The organism is Clostridium punense (assembly GCF_017874425.1).
GTDB lineage: Bacteria > Bacillota > Clostridia > Clostridiales > Clostridiaceae > Clostridium_J > Clostridium_J punense.
On sequence record NZ_JAGGLL010000002.1, the window covers coordinates 150,996 to 170,508 of the forward strand.

18 protein-coding genes are annotated in these 19,513 nt (G+C 31.5%); 2 read left to right on the top strand and 16 right to left on the bottom strand.

The features are described 5' to 3' along the window. Positions 1-439 precede the first annotated feature (439 nt). From J2Z44_RS01865 to J2Z44_RS01895, 7 genes are all read right to left on the bottom strand, one after another. Entirely contained in the window at positions 440-1,843 is a 1,404-nt protein-coding gene (locus J2Z44_RS01865; protein ID WP_021283582.1) for an alanine/glycine:cation symporter family protein, read from the bottom strand. 181 nt (positions 1,844-2,024) lie between these two features. Beyond that, positions 2,025-2,924, bottom strand: a complete 900-nt coding sequence (locus J2Z44_RS21920; RefSeq protein ID WP_209649299.1) for a DNA-binding domain-containing protein — start codon at positions 2,922-2,924, stop codon at positions 2,025-2,027. Then, positions 2,925-4,196, bottom strand: coding sequence for an ATP-binding protein (locus J2Z44_RS21925; protein WP_021283580.1), 1,272 nt, complete (start codon positions 4,194-4,196; stop codon positions 2,925-2,927). A gap of 164 nt (positions 4,197-4,360) precedes the next feature. Further along, the gene (locus tag J2Z44_RS01880; RefSeq protein ID WP_021283579.1) at positions 4,361-4,669 is read right to left on the bottom strand and encodes a hypothetical protein; all 309 of its coding nucleotides are present in this window, start codon (positions 4,667-4,669) and stop codon (positions 4,361-4,363) included. A gap of 305 nt (positions 4,670-4,974) precedes the next feature. Beyond that, positions 4,975-6,141 (bottom strand): ABC transporter permease, encoded by a 1,167-nt coding sequence (locus J2Z44_RS01885; protein ID WP_021283578.1) that lies wholly within the window; start codon positions 6,139-6,141, stop codon positions 4,975-4,977. Further along, positions 6,128-7,276 carry an ABC transporter permease gene (locus J2Z44_RS01890; protein WP_021283577.1) on the bottom strand — a complete coding sequence of 383 codons (1,149 nt, stop codon included), beginning with the start codon at positions 7,274-7,276 and terminating at the stop codon, positions 6,128-6,130. Before J2Z44_RS01890 ends, J2Z44_RS01885 begins: the two co-directional genes overlap by 14 nt. Before the next feature lie 26 nt (positions 7,277-7,302). Next, positions 7,303-8,238 (bottom strand): ABC transporter ATP-binding protein, encoded by a 936-nt coding sequence (locus J2Z44_RS01895; protein ID WP_209649300.1) that lies wholly within the window; start codon positions 8,236-8,238, stop codon positions 7,303-7,305. 371 nt (positions 8,239-8,609) lie between these two features. Here J2Z44_RS01895 and J2Z44_RS01900 point away from each other — a divergent pair, with 371 nt between their 5' ends. After that, positions 8,610-9,692: a sensor histidine kinase gene (locus tag J2Z44_RS01900; protein WP_021283574.1), complete on the top strand. Its 1,083-nt coding sequence runs from the start codon at positions 8,610-8,612 to the stop codon at positions 9,690-9,692. 153 nt (positions 9,693-9,845) lie between these two features. Then, a complete protein-coding gene (locus J2Z44_RS01905; RefSeq protein WP_021283573.1) occupies positions 9,846-10,466 on the top strand; it encodes a response regulator in 621 nt (206 codons plus the stop codon). Positions 10,467-10,554: 88 nt separating this feature from the next. On the opposite strand, the gene J2Z44_RS21740 is transcribed toward J2Z44_RS01905, so the two are convergent. The 9 genes from J2Z44_RS21740 to J2Z44_RS01945 form a co-directional block, all read right to left on the bottom strand. After that, complete coding sequence (locus tag J2Z44_RS21740) at positions 10,555-10,689, bottom strand: OadG-related small transporter subunit (protein ID WP_021283572.1); 135 nt, start codon at positions 10,687-10,689, stop codon at positions 10,555-10,557. Positions 10,690-10,701: 12 nt separating this feature from the next. Further along, positions 10,702-11,823 (bottom strand): sodium ion-translocating decarboxylase subunit beta, encoded by a 1,122-nt coding sequence (locus tag J2Z44_RS01910; RefSeq protein WP_021283571.1) that lies wholly within the window; start codon positions 11,821-11,823, stop codon positions 10,702-10,704. Positions 11,824-11,866: 43 nt separating this feature from the next. Next, positions 11,867-12,268, bottom strand: coding sequence for an acyl-CoA carboxylase biotin carboxyl carrier protein subunit (locus J2Z44_RS01915; RefSeq protein ID WP_021283570.1), 402 nt, complete (start codon positions 12,266-12,268; stop codon positions 11,867-11,869). Between the two features lie 79 nt (positions 12,269-12,347). Next, positions 12,348-12,866 carry a hypothetical protein gene (locus J2Z44_RS01920; protein WP_021283569.1) on the bottom strand — a complete coding sequence of 173 codons (519 nt, stop codon included), beginning with the start codon at positions 12,864-12,866 and terminating at the stop codon, positions 12,348-12,350. Between the two features lie 151 nt (positions 12,867-13,017). Next, positions 13,018-14,448 (bottom strand): oxaloacetate decarboxylase subunit alpha, encoded by a 1,431-nt coding sequence (locus J2Z44_RS01925; protein WP_021283568.1) that lies wholly within the window; start codon positions 14,446-14,448, stop codon positions 13,018-13,020. A 159-nt stretch (positions 14,449-14,607) separates the two neighbouring features. Continuing rightward, the gene (locus tag J2Z44_RS01930; RefSeq protein ID WP_021283567.1) at positions 14,608-15,972 is read right to left on the bottom strand and encodes a citrate:proton symporter; all 1,365 of its coding nucleotides are present in this window, start codon (positions 15,970-15,972) and stop codon (positions 14,608-14,610) included. Between the two features lie 232 nt (positions 15,973-16,204). Further along, entirely contained in the window at positions 16,205-16,819 is a 615-nt protein-coding gene (ttdB, locus tag J2Z44_RS01935; RefSeq protein ID WP_021283566.1) for a L(+)-tartrate dehydratase subunit beta, read from the bottom strand. A 20-nt stretch (positions 16,820-16,839) separates the two neighbouring features. After that, positions 16,840-17,748: a L(+)-tartrate dehydratase subunit alpha gene (gene ttdA, locus J2Z44_RS01940; RefSeq protein ID WP_021283565.1), complete on the bottom strand. Its 909-nt coding sequence runs from the start codon at positions 17,746-17,748 to the stop codon at positions 16,840-16,842. 465 nt (positions 17,749-18,213) lie between these two features. Further along, positions 18,214-19,296: an AraC family transcriptional regulator gene (locus J2Z44_RS01945; protein WP_021283564.1), complete on the bottom strand. Its 1,083-nt coding sequence runs from the start codon at positions 19,294-19,296 to the stop codon at positions 18,214-18,216. Between the last annotated feature and the right edge of the window lie 217 nt (positions 19,297-19,513).

The window sequence follows — 19,513 nt, forward strand, 5'->3', positions numbered from 1 at the left end:
CTGAAATTTATAAATGTTTTTTGTATTTACCTATTGAAAATAATAATAATTATTGTATAATAATTATTATAAACCCAGTTAATAAATATAATTTTAACACAACCTCATCCCTAGTTCCCTAAGAGTAGAATCAATTAGTGATATCTACTCTTTTTATTTTTTGTGATTTTTTATTAAATGGAATAACCTATCACTTCCTTAAAAGTCAGTTTCATATATTGCAATAAATATGACTATAGACTTATAGGTAAGTATTAGCATAATTATTATATTTAAATTCTACTTTGTCGTAGCCAAGATAGAATACTGTTTTCCTAGGTAATAAAAAAGTACACCCCCAAATGTTTTAAGGGGTGAACATTTGGAGGTGCTTTTAAAATGTCTCTTTTCCTATTCCTGCACATATTTTATGTAGGGATTTTATTGGGTTATCCTTTTTTTAAGAGACTTTTCTATTTAGCTGAGTAATTTTTTCTTTTCTACCAATGGAATCATAGTCCTCAAGAATTTTACATACTTCCTTTGATAATAAAAACAATGCTATTATATTGGGTACTGCCATAATTCCCATGAACATATCGGCTAGTTTCCAAACAAAGGTTGCATCTATTAAAGTTCCCACTACTAAAGCTGCTATAGCTATAAACTTAAAAGTATTAAGGGTTCTAGCTTTAGAATTAAATACAGCCTTTACATTTGATTCTGCAAAGAAGTACCAACCTACTATAGTTGTTAAAGAAAAGAAGGAAAGACAAACTGAAAGAAACATTCCTCCAAAGTTACCAAATCCTGCAGCAAAACCGCTTTGTGTCATTATAGTTGCAGTTTCAGTCATTTTCACTGCTGGTACTGTAGCATCATAAGACCCAGATACTAGATTTACCATTACTGTTGATAAGCAAATTAAGAAAGTTGATATAAATACTCCTATCATAGCAGTAAAGCCTTGTTCAGCTGGATGCTTAGCATTTGCAACTGCATGAGAGTGAGGAGTTGAACCCATTCCTGCTTCATTTGAGAAAAGCCCTCTTGCAAGACCGTATCTTATGGTTTGTTGCAAGGCTATTCCAAGAGTTCCTCCCCCTATTGCTTGTGGTGCAAAGGCCCCAACAAATATACTTTTTATTGCTGGTATTAAATTTTCCAAATTCATTACTATTATAATAAAGCTTCCTAATATATAAGCCATAGCCATAACTGGCACTACAGTCTCTGCAAAGGTTGCTATTCTTCCCATTCCACCCATTAGTATTAATGTTACTATGATAGCAAGAACAATGGTGACACTAATTGAAGGTATTCCAAATGCATTGCTCACTGAGCCAGCCACTGAGTTAGATTGAACCATAATTCCTACTACTCCCAGTGCAACTATGCAAGCTACAGCAAAAATCATAGATAACCATTTGCGCTTTAGTCCATTTTTAATGTAATAAGCAGGTCCTCCTACTAACTCACCATCTTTAGTTTCTCTATATTTTTGTGCAAGGACTGCTTCACTGAAAATAGTTGACATTCCAAAGAATGCAGATATTAACATCCAAAAGGCTGCCCCTGGTCCTCCAGCTGCTATAGCTGTTGCAACCCCTACTATATTACCCGTTCCAACCTGAGCTGCTACTGCAGTTGCTAAAGCCTGCACAGGAGTCATCTTCCCCTCTTCTACTTTTTCCTTATTAACTATACCTGAAACCATTTTCTTTAATGCTGGAAAAAGTCTAGTGAATTGAGGAAATTTTAGTTTAATAGTCATATAAATTCCAATACCTAAAAGTGCAATAATTAATATATAGTCCCATAAAATTTTATTTACAAAATCAACAATAATATTTATCGTTTCCATCTCATATCCCCTTTCTTTGTTAATAATTATTTAACTTATTGTAAATAACTACCTTCAGAAAGTTTCAAAAGGTTTCAGAATTATTTTTATTTTTAATTATTTTGTTCTCTAATAAGTTCTATAGCTTTTTAAAATAAAAAACTCCCTGAACAGTTCAACCTGCTAAAGGAGTTTTTGTCTCTTAATAACTATCACTATAAAACAACAGACCATCAATAATTTTTTTAAGGTTTACCTTACCTCTTTTCCTGCTCTTTCCTCTTATATAATCCATTTCTATTTTTATTTGCTCAAAATTATAAATTCCATTAGAATACTCAATAAAGATTTCATTCATGTAGTCCTCTATGCCTAAATTTGCAAGGTTTATCATTCCAACCATGGCAGTTCTTCTAATTCTCTGCTCCATGGTTTTAGCCTGATGGGTAAATTTACTGCAAAGCTCACTTATGGTGTAACTATCAATACTTTCCTTTGTTCTAATAAGGTACTCAAGAATACTAATTATATCCTGACTCCCTGTTTCTCCTGCAATTCCAATTACTCTCATTACTCTTTTTATTTTTTCAATTCTATTACTGTTGTTTTCCTTTTCTGTATTTAAGCCATTGTAATTGTCTTCTTCATCATTATCCTTAGAAAAATTTTTTTCATTTTTGGAAGAACTATTGGGGTCCGTAAACAAGCTTTGAATTTGACTTAGTTTTCTATTTACTTGAATTTTATCCTCAACTTTATTAATAACACTTTCCACTTCAATTGCATTAATTGGTTTAGATATAAAATATTCTATTCCACTCTGATAGGCTTTTCCAATCATATCTTTAGAAGACACTTGAGAAATCATAATGAATTGAATTTCGGGGTATAGCCTCTTAACCTCTCTAACTAAGCTGATGCCGTCTTTTCCTGGCATTAATAAATCCACTAAAACAATGTCAGGAGTTAATCTTTGAATTTCTTTTAATCCAAGAATTCCATCAGTTGCATGTCCTAAGAGCTTTCCTAATTCTCTATCTATTATTATTTTCTCTAGTAACCTAATTATATTAATATTATCTTCTACAATAAATATGTTCACTTATATCACCTCTAAGGAATTTTTAGGTATATAAATTATAAAGGTAGCACCTTTTCCTTTTTCAGAGCTTAAAGTTATTGTTCCTTTTAACTCTTCTTCTACTATATGCTGAACCACACTTAGTCCTAGTCCTCTATTTATTTCTCCTGTGGTATAGTTTATTTTAGTTGAAAAACCTGGTGAAAAAACAAGGCTTAAGCTATGTTCCTCTATGCCACAGCCAGTATCTGAGATTGTAAAAACATGATGATCTTCTTTAATTTTATGGTTAAAACTCAGACTTTTTCTTTTATCTGAATTTCCTATTGCATCTAAACTATTAATTAGTAAATTTCTAAATATGGACATTAGAAAATAATGCTTTGAGGTATAAAAAGACTCGCCAACTTCAAAATACAATTCAACCTCCATATTCCTACGGCTTACTTCTCTTTTTATTGTTTCTTTAAGAATAGTGATTATATCCTTAAAGTCCATACCACCCTCAACTTGCTTGTCTTCAGTGAGCTCCTTTATTCCGCGAATAGCTAGCTGATATTCCTTCTTTATTTCATGAACATCCCTAGCAATAGCTAAAGACTTATCTGCTAAATTCTCCTTCCCATCTTCACTACTTATTTCCTCAAATAATGAATAGGAATTAGCCATTACTCTTTCGATATTGTCCATGTTCTTTTCCATCCAATACATTTCTGACTTTAGTTGGGCAGTGAGCCACAAAAGCCTAGTATATCTAATTTCATGTTCTTCTTTTATTAGAAGCACCTTATAGTATTTCATCCAAGTTAAAGCTAACCATACTATAGCGGAACGTACAATTGCAACAAGCACTAGGGTTAGTATAATATCCCCATTAAACTTTGACCTTCCACTTAATATCCTCGCACTCAATTCAATAAAGTTTGCCCCTAAATCACTGGAGATTAAAATCAACAGCAACTTGTTTAAATTATACTCATTATGTTTCCTTCCTAGCAGATAATAAATAACTCCATAAAAAGTATAAAACAATATCTCTAACTGATTAGAAATCATAAATCCCAGAAAGTTACCTTCAGTTACAAAATAGATTATCCCTCTAAAAATATAAACCATTACTCCTGATAAGAACCCCATAGGTATCGGTTTTAATCTTTTATCCTTGTAAAGAAAAATAGCTAAAAATATTATTCCTGCAGAAACTCTAAAGTCTGTACCCATAATTCCTATGTTAACTTGTGAAGCAATAGTAATTATAGCTACAGTACCAATTATCTTTCTTAAAAGTTCCACTTAAACACATCCTAGTCTAATTTAAAATATATAATGAAATAAAGATGCTGAATAAATATATGTAATTCTATTTTGCATTCTCTTTAATATAAGTTGCTTAACACTATCTTATAATGCAAGAATAATATTACAACTTATATATTTTCTATAATACTTTCTATAGATTAATTGAATTTAAACTTTAGCTTTACTAGCTGATTATTTAAATATATGTAGATTGTGTCTTCTGTGGTAGAAATTTTACAAATATCCTTTAGACTGATATAAACTCCATGGAAATCATAATAGGTTTTTGTGTCGGTTTTACTTAATAATCTTAGAGTTCTTCCGTGTCTTTCTTCTAAAAACTCATAGTGAAATTCATCCATACAATAAACTGTATCAAGCTCATAGGCATTTACTATAACCACTAAATTTGAACCTTTTTTCTCCTCTAAAACCTTTATAACTTCATCTAATGTAATTTGTCTCATAGTTCTAATCTCTCCTTAATCAAAATGTGTTAACAGTTTTTTATCTATAATACTTTCTTTAGTTTCTGATTTATAGTATATCATAATAATAAAAATTATGTGAAAGTTAAGATAACTAATAAAAAGAAAAGTCTAATAAAATACCATAAAATTAGTAGTTCTAAAATATACTTTTAGAACTTTAATTTAAGAATAGTCCCACAGCTTTATACTAGTCTGTAACTTTTGCTTAAACAAAAGGCTTACCACATAGTGCAGTAAGCCTTTGATATTCTATTAAAATAAATTCACTTATTTAATTGAAGCTATTTAGCCATTCTATTTTGTTTTATTACTACAAGAGTTATTGCCAAAATTGCCACAGCAAAACCTAACACTATGATCATATTAAAAAATATAGGGGTAAGGTTCTCCATATTAAAGTTACTCATATTAGCAATGGCATTATTAGATTTTACATACCAATAGTTTGGTGTGAAACTAGCTATTTTTAGCACAGTTTTGCCAAGTAGAGCTTGTGGAACAAATACTCCACTGATAAAGCAGGTTCCAAGAGAAACCACATTGGCAGCCGCTGACATAGCTCCTTTGCTGTGTATTATATTACCAATTAAAAAGCTTATACTTAATGCTGCAAAGGTAAATATAAAAGAGTTTAGTAAAAGTAGTAGTCCTCTTGAAGTAAACATATAATCCCCATACATGATTAAACTTGCTAGCACCATAATAAACCATGTTAATACTGCAAAACTAAGGTTTGCAAGAATCAACTGAAAATTCATATCTTTAAGCTTTACTGGTGAACAGTGGTTTCTCTTTCTTAAATCAGTATTGTTAAATACTATCATCACAGAACAAACTCCAAGAATCAATACAGCATAGATGGAGTAAGCCATGTAGTTAAAATAAAAGGCCCGTTTTTCATTGTTTGCTGATTCATCAGCTGAGGTTTTAAGTTCAACGGCAGTTTGTTCTCCTAAGTCCTTTTCAATATTAGCTATAAGCTGTTCTGGCGATAAGTCCTCCATAGTATTTTTATATAGTTTTGCTGTATTTAAATATTTATTTATCATGCTGTCCATATAAATTTCACTGGTAGAACCAGGAACTGTAGTTTTATCAAGACTAACTTCTTTTCCACTTAGAAGATTTTCTGTAAAGCCTTTTGGAACTTTTACTATATATTCTGCTTCTCTGAAAAATAGAGCATCTTGAAGTTTTTTAGTTTCATCTGGTATATCCTTCATATCTGAATTTTTACTTAAATATATCTTTAATCCTTCTACTAATTTTGAATCTTCATCATAATTTATAAAAACTGTTTTAACCTTAGTTTCTGTAAAATCTACTGTGACACTTTTGTTACCTATACTGCCTAAAGCCATTGCTAAGGATACAAATACTACCACATAGATCATTATTTGAGATAGGTTTTTAAGAATTATTTTGAAAAAGGCTTTATAAACTTGCATATTTTTGCCTCCTTATTACAAGGTAAGTTATAATGCTAAACACTACTGAAAACAAGCAGAGAAGAGCAATGTTTGTGAAAAATTGAGTATGAGTATTATAGTAATATAGGGAATAAAAGCTATCTGTTATCAAGTTTGCTGGATTAAGATATCCTACAATAGGAGCCTTTTGAGTTACCATATACTTAATCTTATCCTGCATCATTCCAGATAAAAAGGACATAATCATGGATAAACCAATTAAAATTGCTATTTTAATTCCTTCTCCTTTTTTAACAACTGATGCCACACAAGTACCAAAGGTAACTCCTGTAATGGTTCCAACCAAACAAGTTAATGCTATATATCCAAGCTGATTGCCAAAGCTTATTTTAAGCCCCAAAGTTAAATATCCAAGAAGAATAAATATTACTCCTAACTGAACCGTGGTGGCTGCAGCCACTGAAGATAAGAATACCTTCATTTTATGAGTTGGAGCCATATTAAGCCTTGCTCCCTGTGAGGATAAATTTGCTTGTAGTGCCGTTACTTCCTTTAGTCCACAAAAACTTCCATATAAACAAGCCATTGCAATTAGAGTGTAAAAGTAATTTACTACGGTGTCCGGTGTAGCGTTACCTATTGGAGCTTCCTTAAGAAAATTTTCTCTCTTTGAAATACCACTTACAACCTTCTCAACTGCTGAAGGGTTACTGCTAATTATTCTTGTAACTGTAGAAGTGGTTTGTTTAAAGTCATCTAAGAAACTTTTTATTATTGTTTTATTTATTCCAGTTTCTTTAACTACTAAATTGATTCCATCCTTAATATAGATGTAACCTTCAATTTTGCTATCATCAAGAAGTTGTTGTCCTTCTTCCTTTGTTACATATTTTACATCAAACAAGTCTACTTCAGTGCTGCTATTAGAGTTTGAAACGGACTCTATAGCTTGTATAAATTCTGTACTTTTCTTATATTCCTCATCATTAACTATTCCAACCTTTATTTCCGAGAAGTTTTCAGCATTTGAAAGATTAGAAAAGGCCATATTAAATAGAGTGGCTAATACAATTGGAAATATAAGAGTCCAAAACATAGTTTGTTTATCTCTTAAAATACATTTTAATCTATATAAATAATTATGAATAAACATATTACTCCTCCTGAAATTTATACTTGTTAATTATCTCTAAGCTCTTTACCTGTAATTTCTAAGAATACATCATTTAAAGTAGGTGGCTCAGAATAAATTTTTCCAATGCTTATATTCCTTGATTTTAAATAATCAAGTAAAGCTACTAGGTTGTTATTCCCCCTACTAGATTTAGCAACAAGCAAATTGCCCTCATATTCAGCTGAAACTATATTTGGAAGGTTTTTAATTCCTTCTAAAATAGTATTGTCTACATTAAAGGCTTCTATAGTAAGTCTTTCGCCCGAATTTATCATACTCTTTAGCTCCTCATTAGTACCAGTTGCAATGATTTTGCCCTTGTCCATAATTGCTATTCTTGTACAAATCTCTTCAACCTCTTCCATGTAGTGAGAAGTATACACAATAGTAGCGCCTTCTTTATTAAGTTTTTGTATTCCTTCCAATATATTGTTTCTACTTTGAGGGTCAACAGCAACCGTAGGTTCATCTAGAATAATTAGCTTAGGCTTATGAGCTATTCCACAAGCAATATTTAATCTACGAAGAAGTCCTCCACTTAACTTTTTAGGATAAAACTTTTTAAAATCCTTTAGTCCAACAAAATCTATGGCTTCTTCCACTAACTCACGGCGTTTCTTTTTATCTGTAACATATAATCCACAAAAGTAATCGATGTTTTCATATACTGTTAATTCATCAAATACAGCTACATTTTGCATGATGATTCCAATATTTCTCTTAATATCATAAGCATCTGGAGTCATAGGCTTACCATAAATTTCTATAGTTCCTTTATCATATTTTAAAAGTGATAATATACAATTTATGGCTGTAGTTTTTCCTGAACCATTTGGTCCTAGGAGCCCAAATATTTCTCCTTCTTTAACTTCTAAATCTAAATGATCTAGAGCTATTAACTCGTTATATCTTTTCACTAAATTTTTAACTTTTATTACCATAATAGTACCTCCTACCATTAATAAACAAATTTTAAATCCCGATAAATTTATTTTGAAGATTCACTGGCTTTAAATTCCATTTGAAAAGACTTCATAAATTACCCTTCCAAAGCATCCGTAAACAGCTTCCCACAAAATCTAATTTCTTCTATATATTAATCATAATACTTTTCCCTGTAATATTTTAGTGAATAAACTCCTAGGTCACTATGACAAATGTAATATTAATGTTATAGACTTTATGATGAAATGCCAGAATCTATGTAATATAATATATATAGCGACTCCACATTAAAGTTTCAATATGGTAAACATGCCCAATAGGATTAATTCTTAAAATATATAATCTAGATAAGGATTTGGTAATTAAAATGAATAAATTAATAGATAAGGTTGTTATTTTCATTATTTCCTTTTCTCTATACATGCCTACTGCTAAAGATATATATTTAGTTGTTCCCATATTAATTGCTATAATTTTAAGCGCACTAATTAGCTATGTAGAAAAAGACAACTTCACGATATCAATCTTTACTCTTTATCTACTTGGTTGTCTTTTTCTCCCAGGACTTTTGTTCTTTCTGCCACTTTTCTGTTATGATGTGGTTCTCATAAGATTTAAATGGCTTTGGCTACTATGTTTTTTGCCCGTTATAGCTACCACAACTTCTGACTTTCTTTCCTTAAGCTGGCAGGTTTCAGCCCTAATTTTAGTTGCCTATGTTTTAAAACACCGTAGCAATGGTTTTGAAAGTTTAGCTAAGACTTATCACAATCTTCGTGATAACTCTAAGGAAATATCTTTACAGCTTGAAAGAAAAAACCACGAACTTCTAGAAAAGCAGGATTACGAAATAAACTTAGCTACCCTACGGGAACGGAATAGAATTGCAAGGGATATTCACGATAATGTTGGGCATTTACTCTCTAGGTCAATCCTTCAAGTTGGAGCTCTTCTTGCAATAAACAAGGATGAAGTAACAAAAGAAAGTTTAAAACTAATAAAGAATACTCTTTCTGAAGCCATGGATAGCATCCGTAGCTCTGTGCATAATTTGCATGAGGAATCTATTAACCTTGAGGCAGAAATTCAAAAGCTGGTTGATAACTTTAATTTTTGCTCTATTAAGTTACAATATGATATGGAAACCAGCCTAGAAAAAAACATAAAATATTGCTTTATCGCTGTTACAAAGGAAGCTCTATCAAATATTATAAAGCACTCTAATGCCACTGAAGTATTAGTTGTACTTCGTGAACACCCTGGCTTTTATCAGCTTGTTATCCAAGATAATGGCTCAAATTCTAACTACAATAGTGAAAATGGTATAGGAGTAAAAAATATTATTGAAAGAGTAACTGCAATAGGTGGTAATGTTAATATTAGTAGTAATTTAGGGTTTAGAATTTTTATTTCCTTAGATAAGCAAGTTCATAAATCAAAATGTATTTAGCGACATGATATTACTTAACTTAAAGTATCATTTACCTTCAGTAAAACTTGTCTATCTATCTAGGAAATCTCTTCATGAAGTATTAGTTTAAATTGTTGAAGTGGTTTCTTCTACATTCCTAAAATATGATTTATAAAAGGGGTTAAAGGTAAAATGAAGATAGTAATTGTAGATGATGATAAATTGGTATGTGTGGCCCTAAAAACTATTCTAGAAGCAGAGGGTGATATTTCTGTGATAGGCACTGGTCATAACGGAAAAGAAGCCATTGAACTATATAATAGTTTAAAACCTGATATCTTATTAATTGATATACGAATGGACACTATGACAGGGCTTGAGGCCGCAGAACAAATTTTAAGTAGTGACAAAAATGGAAAAATACTATTTCTAACTACTTTCTTAGATGATGAATATATAGTAAAAGCTTTAAAACTAGGGGCTAAGGGTTATATCATAAAACAAAACTTTGAATCCATTGTTCCTGCTTTAAGAGCAGTAAATATGGGACAAAGTGTTTTTGGAGAGGATATAGTTTCGAAGCTTCCCTCTTTAATTAATAAAAACAGCTCCCCAGACTTTTCTTCCTTTGGTGTTACGGAAAAAGAACTAGATATAATTTCTCTTGTAGCAGAAGGCCTTAGCAATAAAGAAATTGCAGGAAAGCTGTATTTAAGTGAAGGTACAGTGAGAAACAGCATTTCTATAATCCTTGAAAAACTCAGCTTACGGGATAGAACTCAGCTTGCTGTGTTTTATTATAAGAATAAGTAATATAGTATTATGTATTTTCATAAAAAAGATGAAGAGTAATCTTTTAGATTGACTCTTCATCTTTTCTATTTAATCATTAATTTTTATATTATTTTCTCTCCCTAAAAACTGAGTTCAGTCCTTTGATGGAAATAAATATTATAGCCATTACTGTAAAAATCCCTGCCATTCCATAACCCATCACTGTAAGGGTTTCAAAAAAAACTTTTATATTTTCACTCATACTTAACTCCTCCTATCCAAGTAGAAAAATTATAAGTCCACCGGCAATAACTGATGCTATTTGCCCTGCTACGTTTGCTGATACTGCATGCATAAGTAAGAAGTTTTGATTGTCTTCCTTTTGTGCCATCTTCTGAATTACTCTAGCTGACATTGGGAATGCAGATATTCCCGCTGCTCCTACCATTGGATTTATTTTTTCCTTTGAGAATAAGTTAAGGAATTTTGCAAATAGTACTCCTCCAATTGTATCAAAGATAAAGGCTACAAGTCCTAAACCTATTATTGTAAGAGTTTCAAATGTTACAAAGTATTCTGCTCTCATTTTAGATGCAATGGTTATACCTAATAATAGTGTTACTAGGTTTGCTAATTCATTTTGAGCAGTTTGTGATAATCTTTCTAGTACTCCACACTCTCTAATTAAGTTTCCAAACATTAAGAAGCCTACTAGGGATACTGCTGTTGGAGCAATTAATCCTGCAATAATTGTAACTACTACTGGGAATAGTACTTTTGTTGTTTTTGAAACTGCCGCTGGGTTGTATTTCATTCTTATTTGTCTTTCTTTCTTTGTTGTTACCATTTTAATTGCTATTGGTTGTATTATTGGAACTAAAGACATATATGTGTATGCCGCAACGGTTATAGGCCCTATGTACTTACTATTGAAAAAGTTCGCTACAAAGATTGATGTAGGTCCATCAGCTGCTCCTATGATTCCTATTGAAGCTGCATCCTTTAAATCAAAGCCTAATAAAGCCGCTGCACTTATTGTAAAGAATATACCAAATTGTGCTGCTGCTCCGAAAAGTAGCATCTTAGGGTTTGTTAGTAGTGGTCCAAAGTCAATCATGGCACCTATACCAATAAATAAAACTAGTGGAAATAACTCATTTGCAATTCCCATATTAAATAGGTTATCTATTATTCCTATTTCCTCATGTCCTCCAATAATTTGTGTTACTGCTCCTGAGAAAGGAATATTTACAAGAATTGCCCCAAAACCTATTGGTAATAATAGTGCTGGTTCAAAGTCTTTTTTTACAGCTAGATAGATAAGTACTGCTCCAATAATCCACATTATTACTTGTTGAATTGTAATAGAAGTAATACCTCTTAGTAAAAAGTCCATTAATTATGCCTCCTTATGAATCAATATTAATTGTTAAAATTATCTAAGCAATTTTAACAAGAATATCTCCTGCATTTACGCTTTGACCTTTTGAAACTTCTATAGAAGTTATTGTTCCATCTTTTGGTGAAACTATTTCATTCTCCATTTTCATCGCTTCTAATATTACTAATAACTGACCCTTTTTCACCCTATCTCCAACCTTTACAGATACATTTATAATATTTCCTGGCATTGGAGCATCTAAAGCTTCCCCCTCTGCATCTTCTGATACCTTACTTTTTCGAGCACTATTTTGTTCAATGTTTGGCTTAGTGCCATTTTGTCGTATAGCTTTTTCAGATGCATTGCTTACTTTTTCATAAGCGGCACTTGCTTCTTCCGTAACTTCTTCCATCTCTACTTCATAAACTTTTCCATTTAATTTTATAACATATTTCTTCATGTTCTTTAATCCCTTCCTTTTCAGTTATATTTAATTTCATAATTATTTCTTATAATTTTTTAGAAATTTAGGTTTATCATTAACTTATCCTTGTAATTTTACATATGTGAAAGTGAGAATTAGGCTTATGTTTTCCTGCTATAATTGATGTAGCTAAAGCTACAACTAACCTATCCTCTTCATCAATTTCATAGTTAATTCTACTATGAGAATTCGTTGGATTAGAATTGTGGATTCTAGTTATTTTTGATATATGAAAATGTGAGTTAGGGTTATCTTTCCCTGCCATAATGGAAGCCGCTAAAGCCACTACTAACCTATCTTCTTCCTCTATCTCATTTATTTCATTAGGTACTGTTTCAAAATTACTATCAATTTTTCTTATGTTCGAGATATGAAAGTGAGAATTTGGCTTATGTTTTCCCGCCATAATAGTTGCTGCTAATGCTACTACTAATCTGTCTTCTTCATCTATTTCACTAGAATTACAAGTCTTTCTTATGGGTTTCTCTGGAATAAGTTCTTCCTTTACAGCTTCCAGACTTTCATGTTTATTAAATAATAAATTCCATAGCCTTGTAAATACAGAATTTCCCATGGTATTTCACCACCTTTAAATGATAAATAAGCTTATTTTTAACTAATTGTAAAACAGGTTATGTGTTTTATCAAAGGTTGTTCATCTAATTACTTTCTACTCTAAGAAAAATAATTCTTTTACTAGAAAAGTAATTAACTTAAAATAAGTATTACATAGTTACAGTAATATAGTGAATTTCTTCATTATTTGGCTTTGATTTTGCTTCAGAACTTTTTTCTTCATCAAGGGCTACTGATTTTTTCTGTAACCTACCTTCTAAAAACTTCTTGGCAACCTGAGGAAATAAAGCATAAGATAGTACATCTTCTAAGGATGTGGCTAGCTCCCCTACTTCCGCTTTATACTTTTCCATTTCAGGTTGTAACAAGTCTGCTGGCCTTATTGTTATAACTTCATCATTACCTATAATTTTCTCTTTTATTTCATTACTAATTGGTACAGGTGAAGCTCCATAAAGTCCCTTAACATATTCTTTAATTTCCTTTGGAACCATTTTATATCTTTCACTAGCTAATATATTAAATACAGCTTGAGTACCCACCATTTGACTTAAGGGTGTTACTAGTGGGGGAAAACCTAACTCTTCTCTTACTCTTGGTATTTCTTTTAAAACCTCTTCATATTTATCACTGGCACCTTGGGTTTTTAATTGGGAAAGAAGGTTAGATAACATTCCTCCCGGAACCTGATATGTTAATGTATTTGGTTCTACATCCATAACCTTTGGATTTAACGTTCCATTTTCTCTGTACTTTTCTCTTATAGGTTTAAAATAATCAGCAATTTCACTTAATATATTCACATCTAAATTAGGTGCTCTATGTCCTTCCTTTAGAGTAACTACCATGGATTCTGTTGGTGGCTGTGATGTTCCTTCTGAAAAAGGTGAAATAGCTGTGTCAATAATATCAACGCCAGCTTCAACAGCTTTTAAGTATGCCATGGAAGCAATTCCACTAGTACAGTGAGTATGAAGTTCTATAGGAATGTTTAAAACCTCCTTAAGCTTTGATACTAATTCATAAGCTGAATTTGGAGTTAATATTCCAGCCATATCTTTTATACAAATAGAGTCTGCACCAAGGTTTTCCATATCTTTTGATAATTTTACATAATAATCTAAATTATGTACTTTACTAGTTGTATAGCTTATTGCACACTGACAATGAGCTCCTGCTTCTTTTATAACTCTTATTGAAGTTTCCAAATTTCTTAAGTCGTTTAGGGCATCGAAAACTCTAACTATGTCTATTCCATTTTCTACAGATTTTTTTATAAAAGCTTCTACCACATCATCTGCATAGTGTTTGTACCCTAAAAGATTTTGACCCCTTAATAGCATTTGAAGTTTAGTATTTCTTACTGCTTTTCTAATTAGCCTTAATCTTTCCCATGGATCTTCATTTAAAAAGCGAAGACAAGCATCAAAGGTTGCTCCTCCCCAAACTTCTAAAGCATGATATCCTGCCTTATCCATCTTTTCTAATATAGGTAGTATTTCATCAGTTGTAAGCCTTGTGGCAATTAAGGATTGATGTCCATCTCTAAGAGCTGTTTCTGTTATTTTTACTGGATTCACTGTTATAGCCTCCTTGTAACATTATTAAGTAATTATTTCTTAATTTATTTTGTTGTGTCCAAAATTCAAGGGAAAAGGCTGGCTCAGTATTTACATACTAAGTCAGCCGAGGACAATTTATGTCATCTTAAAGATAATAGCTAAACTTTATAGTTTTTATTAATATGGAAGTGCTCCAGTTAAACCATAAACCACTAAATAGGTTACAATAACAACCCAGAAGTACTTCAAATATTCTTTTTGGAAGTCAACGAAGTTTTGCTTAGTTTCACCACATAACATATATAGTGCTGGAATAACTGGGCTTATTAATCTAAATGCCTGTCCAACCATAGATGCTACAGCTGCCTGCATTGGTGTAATTCCAAATTGAACCATAACTCCTTTAATAACAGATGCAATTCCAAAATAGAAAGCGTCTTGAGGAAGGAAACAAATAGCTGGTGCTGCAATTATTGCATATATAGGTGCCATATGTGAACCAAGCCCAGTAGGAATAATGCTTGCAATACTATTTGCTAGTGCATTAGCCATCCCACTTCCTGTTAATACCCCTGAGAATACCCCTGCACCCATAGTTACTATAGCAGTAGGTAAAACATCTTCAGCAAGCGCTTCCAATCTATTGTTGCATTCTGAAACGTTCCTGTAATTAATCACAAGTGCTATGGCAGAGGCAAGCATAAATATAATTGAACCATGTATGTCACCTTTAATAAGTAATCCTAAAGAGCCTAATGTTAGTAAAAGATTAAACCAATATAATTTTGGTCTTTTAAGTTCAGGTTCATTATCACGAATTGCTGAAAGCATTTGATTCAAGTGCTCTTGAGAAACCTTTTCAGTGCTACTTGGATTAAAGTTAAGACGTTGTCTTTCTTTCTTTCCTAAAAGAGCTGCAATTAGTATAACTACAACCTGAGCTGCAAGAAGTCCTGGAAGTAATGTTCTGAACAAATCACTAATTTCAACTCCAAGAGCTGTTGCTGCTGCAATTGTAGGCCCACCCCAAGGAAGCTGATTCCAGATTCCTATTGGAGCAACGATAACTATTGCAAGATAACTTAACTTTAGATTTAATTGTTTGTAAAGGTTTAAGAAAGCTGCTATGCAGATAATAATTGTTGTTGTTGTATCTCCATTAAGAGAAACAACACTGGCAACCATCACTGTTGAAAGCAGAACCTTCATAGGGTCCCCTTTTGCCTTCTTAATAAAGAATTCTGCTACTGGGTCAAATAAACCAACTCCAAGCATTATATCAAAGTATAGAATAGAGAATAGAATCGTAGCTGCTGGTGATATAACTCCCCAGGATACTTTTCCTGTTTTTGCATTTAATTTAAAGAAAATACCTTCTTGTATCCACTTAAACAAATCTAGTAAACTATGTCCTGTAGCTAAGGCTGCAATAATTCCAAACACTAAAGGTACAAGTGTCAAAGCTGCAAATACCGATAGTTTCTTTTTTGATAGTAATACTATAAAAACAACAATCATTGCCAGTGCTAAAAATGTTAACATATCCTTCCCTCCCATTTTATTATGTTTTATTTATAAATATTAAATACTAATAATACTAAAACCAGCTCAAATGTGTTTGAATATTGAAAATTTTAAACCTATTCTTCATCAATCAATATGCACTTTAATAAATCTTAGCATATTAATTTTCAGAATTTATAGGGAACCAATATAGGCTTATATATAGTTAAGTCTTAGGTTGGTTCCCTAAATTAGGATATTAATTGTGAATTTACTTTATAAATTTAACTTTAGTATATAAATCTTCTAAAGCTTTGTTTTTACGTTCATTAAATACAACTTTATTTTGTTCAAATAAGTTATTACCTTCTGCGTCAATTGAAACAATTAGTGGTCCAAACTCTTTAACACGACAAACCCATAATGTCTCAGGCATTCCCAAATCTTTCCAATGAGCTGCTTCGATTTCCTCTACAGTTGTTGCTGCAATAACAGCGCATCCTGCTGGAAAAACACAGTGTATAGCCTTATTTTCACGACATCCAGCTTCTGTATTAGGTCCCATTCCACCTTTCCCTACAATAACCTTTACACCAGTTTGTTCAATGAATTCTTTCTCAAACTTTTCCATACGCATACTTGTTGTCGGTCCAACAGAAATCATTTCGAATTTATCTTCTTCTCCTTCTACTTTCTTAACGATTGGACCAGCATGGAAGATAGCTCCCCCTTTAAGATCTACTGGAAGCTCTCTTCCGTATTCTATAAGTCTTCTGTGAGCCACGTCACGGCAAGTTACTATATAACCATTAAGGTATATGACATCTCCAACTTTAATATCTTTTAAATCTTCACTTGAAACTGGAGTATTTAAAATTTTCTTCATATTTGTACCCCCTTTTTTTATTATTTATTATCAATATTTACACCCTTATGTGTAACCATCTCATAACTTAAATCACTATTAAATATGATTGTTCCTCTACGATGTGCCCAGCAACCTACATTTAGAGCTACTGAAATTACAGATGGGTGACGTGATGAATTTTCTATATTAACACCCATAACTGACTTACTTCCACGTAATCCTTGTGGTCCAAGTCCAATAGAATCTATTGCTGCTGCTAAATCATCTTCAAGTTGTGCAGCTCTTGGATTTTCATTATGACTTCCAACAGGTCTCATTAATGCACGCTTAGACATATAAGCTGCAGAGTCAATTGAAGTACCAATACCAATTCCAAGGAGCAATGGAGGACATGCGTTTAAACCATAAGAAGTCATTATATCTAGTACAAATTTAACAACTCCCTCGTATCCTTCTCCTGGCATTAAAGTCTTTCCTTGCCCCGGAAGTGAACACCCTCCACCAGCCATGTAAACATCAAGCTCTAACTTGTCACTACCTGGTATAATGTCCCAATATAACCATGGTGATTTAGTACCTGTATTTGTTCCAGTATTAACCTCATCAAAAGTTTCAACAGTATTATGTCTAAGTGGAGCTTCTACTGTTGCTTTATAAACTGCTTCCTTAAGAACTGTGCTTAAATCATCAATATAAGGGAATTTTGAACCAACTCTTACGAACATTTGAATTAGCCCTGTGTCTTGACAGGATGGTCTGTTTAATTCACCTGCTTGTTGTTGATTTTTTTCCATAGCTTCATAAATCATTTTAGCCATTGGCATTGTTTCTTCTTCACTTAATTCTTTAAGCTTAGCTGTAACATCATCTGGAAGGCGTTTACCAACCATTCCTGTAAAATTTGCTACAAGACGTGTTAATTGATCTAATGCTTCTCTTTTTTCCATTAACCTGACCTCCTTATAAATATAAATTCGCTAGTATATGATTATATTTGATTACTTTTAGCTTTTTTAAAACCTTGAAATCATTTTCATAATTTAATTTAACAAATTTAATAAAGTTCAACTATCCTTAATTAAAGACAGAAAATTTAATACATTTCAACATATTCATACTTTTATCATAACTCATTCACAAAATTATATAAAAAATAACCATGTTTTCAAGTTGCTAAATTCCTTGAAAACATGGCTTTTTTAGAGTATAACTCCCTAATCTTTATACTTTACTCCACCCTAAATATTTTACTATGGGTAAATCTTTAGAATTGCAATTTTCAACTTTTTTTTACAATTTTCGATACTTAGTTTAATATTATATTATAGTCCAATTATTCTCGAAAAAAAGTAGATTTAATGACAAAGTACTAATACATATACTATATTTAAAATAAACATAGTACTAAACCATTATTCATTTTGAAAATAACCTACGGTTTCTTCCATATCTTTGGTGATTTCTTTTAGCTTATTAGTTACTCCCTGAATAGTTTTTTCTACTTCATGAAACTTCTCTATTTTCCAAATATTTCTCTCAACTATTCTTAAGGAGTTATTTTCTCTTTGAGATACATATTTCAATAACTTTTCATTAACCACCCGATCTTCAATAGAAATAAATTCTTTTTTAAAATCAGTATCATTCTTTCTATTTTCATTATTTAATTGTTTTCTGTATTCTGATGGAGATTTACCAAAGCTCTCTTTAAATGCTGAGTTAAAAGCTTTTATATCTGAAAACCCATTTTCTAGTGCAATATCTAGTATTTTATCACTAGACTGACTTAGTGCAAGGGTAGCTTCCCTTAATCTTATTCTTGTTAAGTAATCATAAAAATTAATACCTAAATAGGATTTAAAAATTTGTGATACATAAGTACTGTTATAGCCACTCTCCTTACCTAGTTTATCAAGTGTTATCTTTTTTTTATAATTTTTATTTATGTATTTTATTATCTTATCTATTGCACTTAATTTTTTTTGATTAAGCATAAATGTAGCAGAATGCATTTCTTTAGGTGGAAAGTTAAGAACTATGCTATGTAACAGCGAGTAAAAGGCTTTCTCAAAAAGTAATTTTTGCTCTGGTGTGTTCCTTTGCTGTGATAGCATCATTTCTGATAGGTAACTCCTTATTTGAGAGAAAGCTATATTATTTCTTTGTTGCTTTGTTGAACATAATTCAAAAAATAGAAATTCACTGTTATCATAGTAATCCTTTAAAACTACTGGATCTATATGTATAACCATGGCAATACTATCTGGTTTTTGAGCCAAGGTAGCGTGGGCCATGTTAGAGTTAATTAAAATAATATCATCTTCTTCAAGTACTTTAGTTACCCCATTATTACAAACTTCAATCTCACCACTAATTACCATTAAAAGTTCTAAGTCACTGTGCCAATTATAATGATATGAACCAATATTATAAACATACTGCTTAATATTTATATTCCTATTCGGTTTATTATAGGTATAATAAAACTGCTTCAAACAAACTCACCTTCCACATTAAAATATCTTACTTATCTTATTCTTCGTACTCTGAATCTTATCATAGTGTTATATTTTTTAATTATATATTATGCTATGTCTCACAAGTAACTACTTTCAGCACTTAGACATGCTATGAATTATACTTGTAAAATACTTATAATTATTTGTTAATTAGTAGTATATCATACCTGTAACCTTGCAATTAAATTTATGC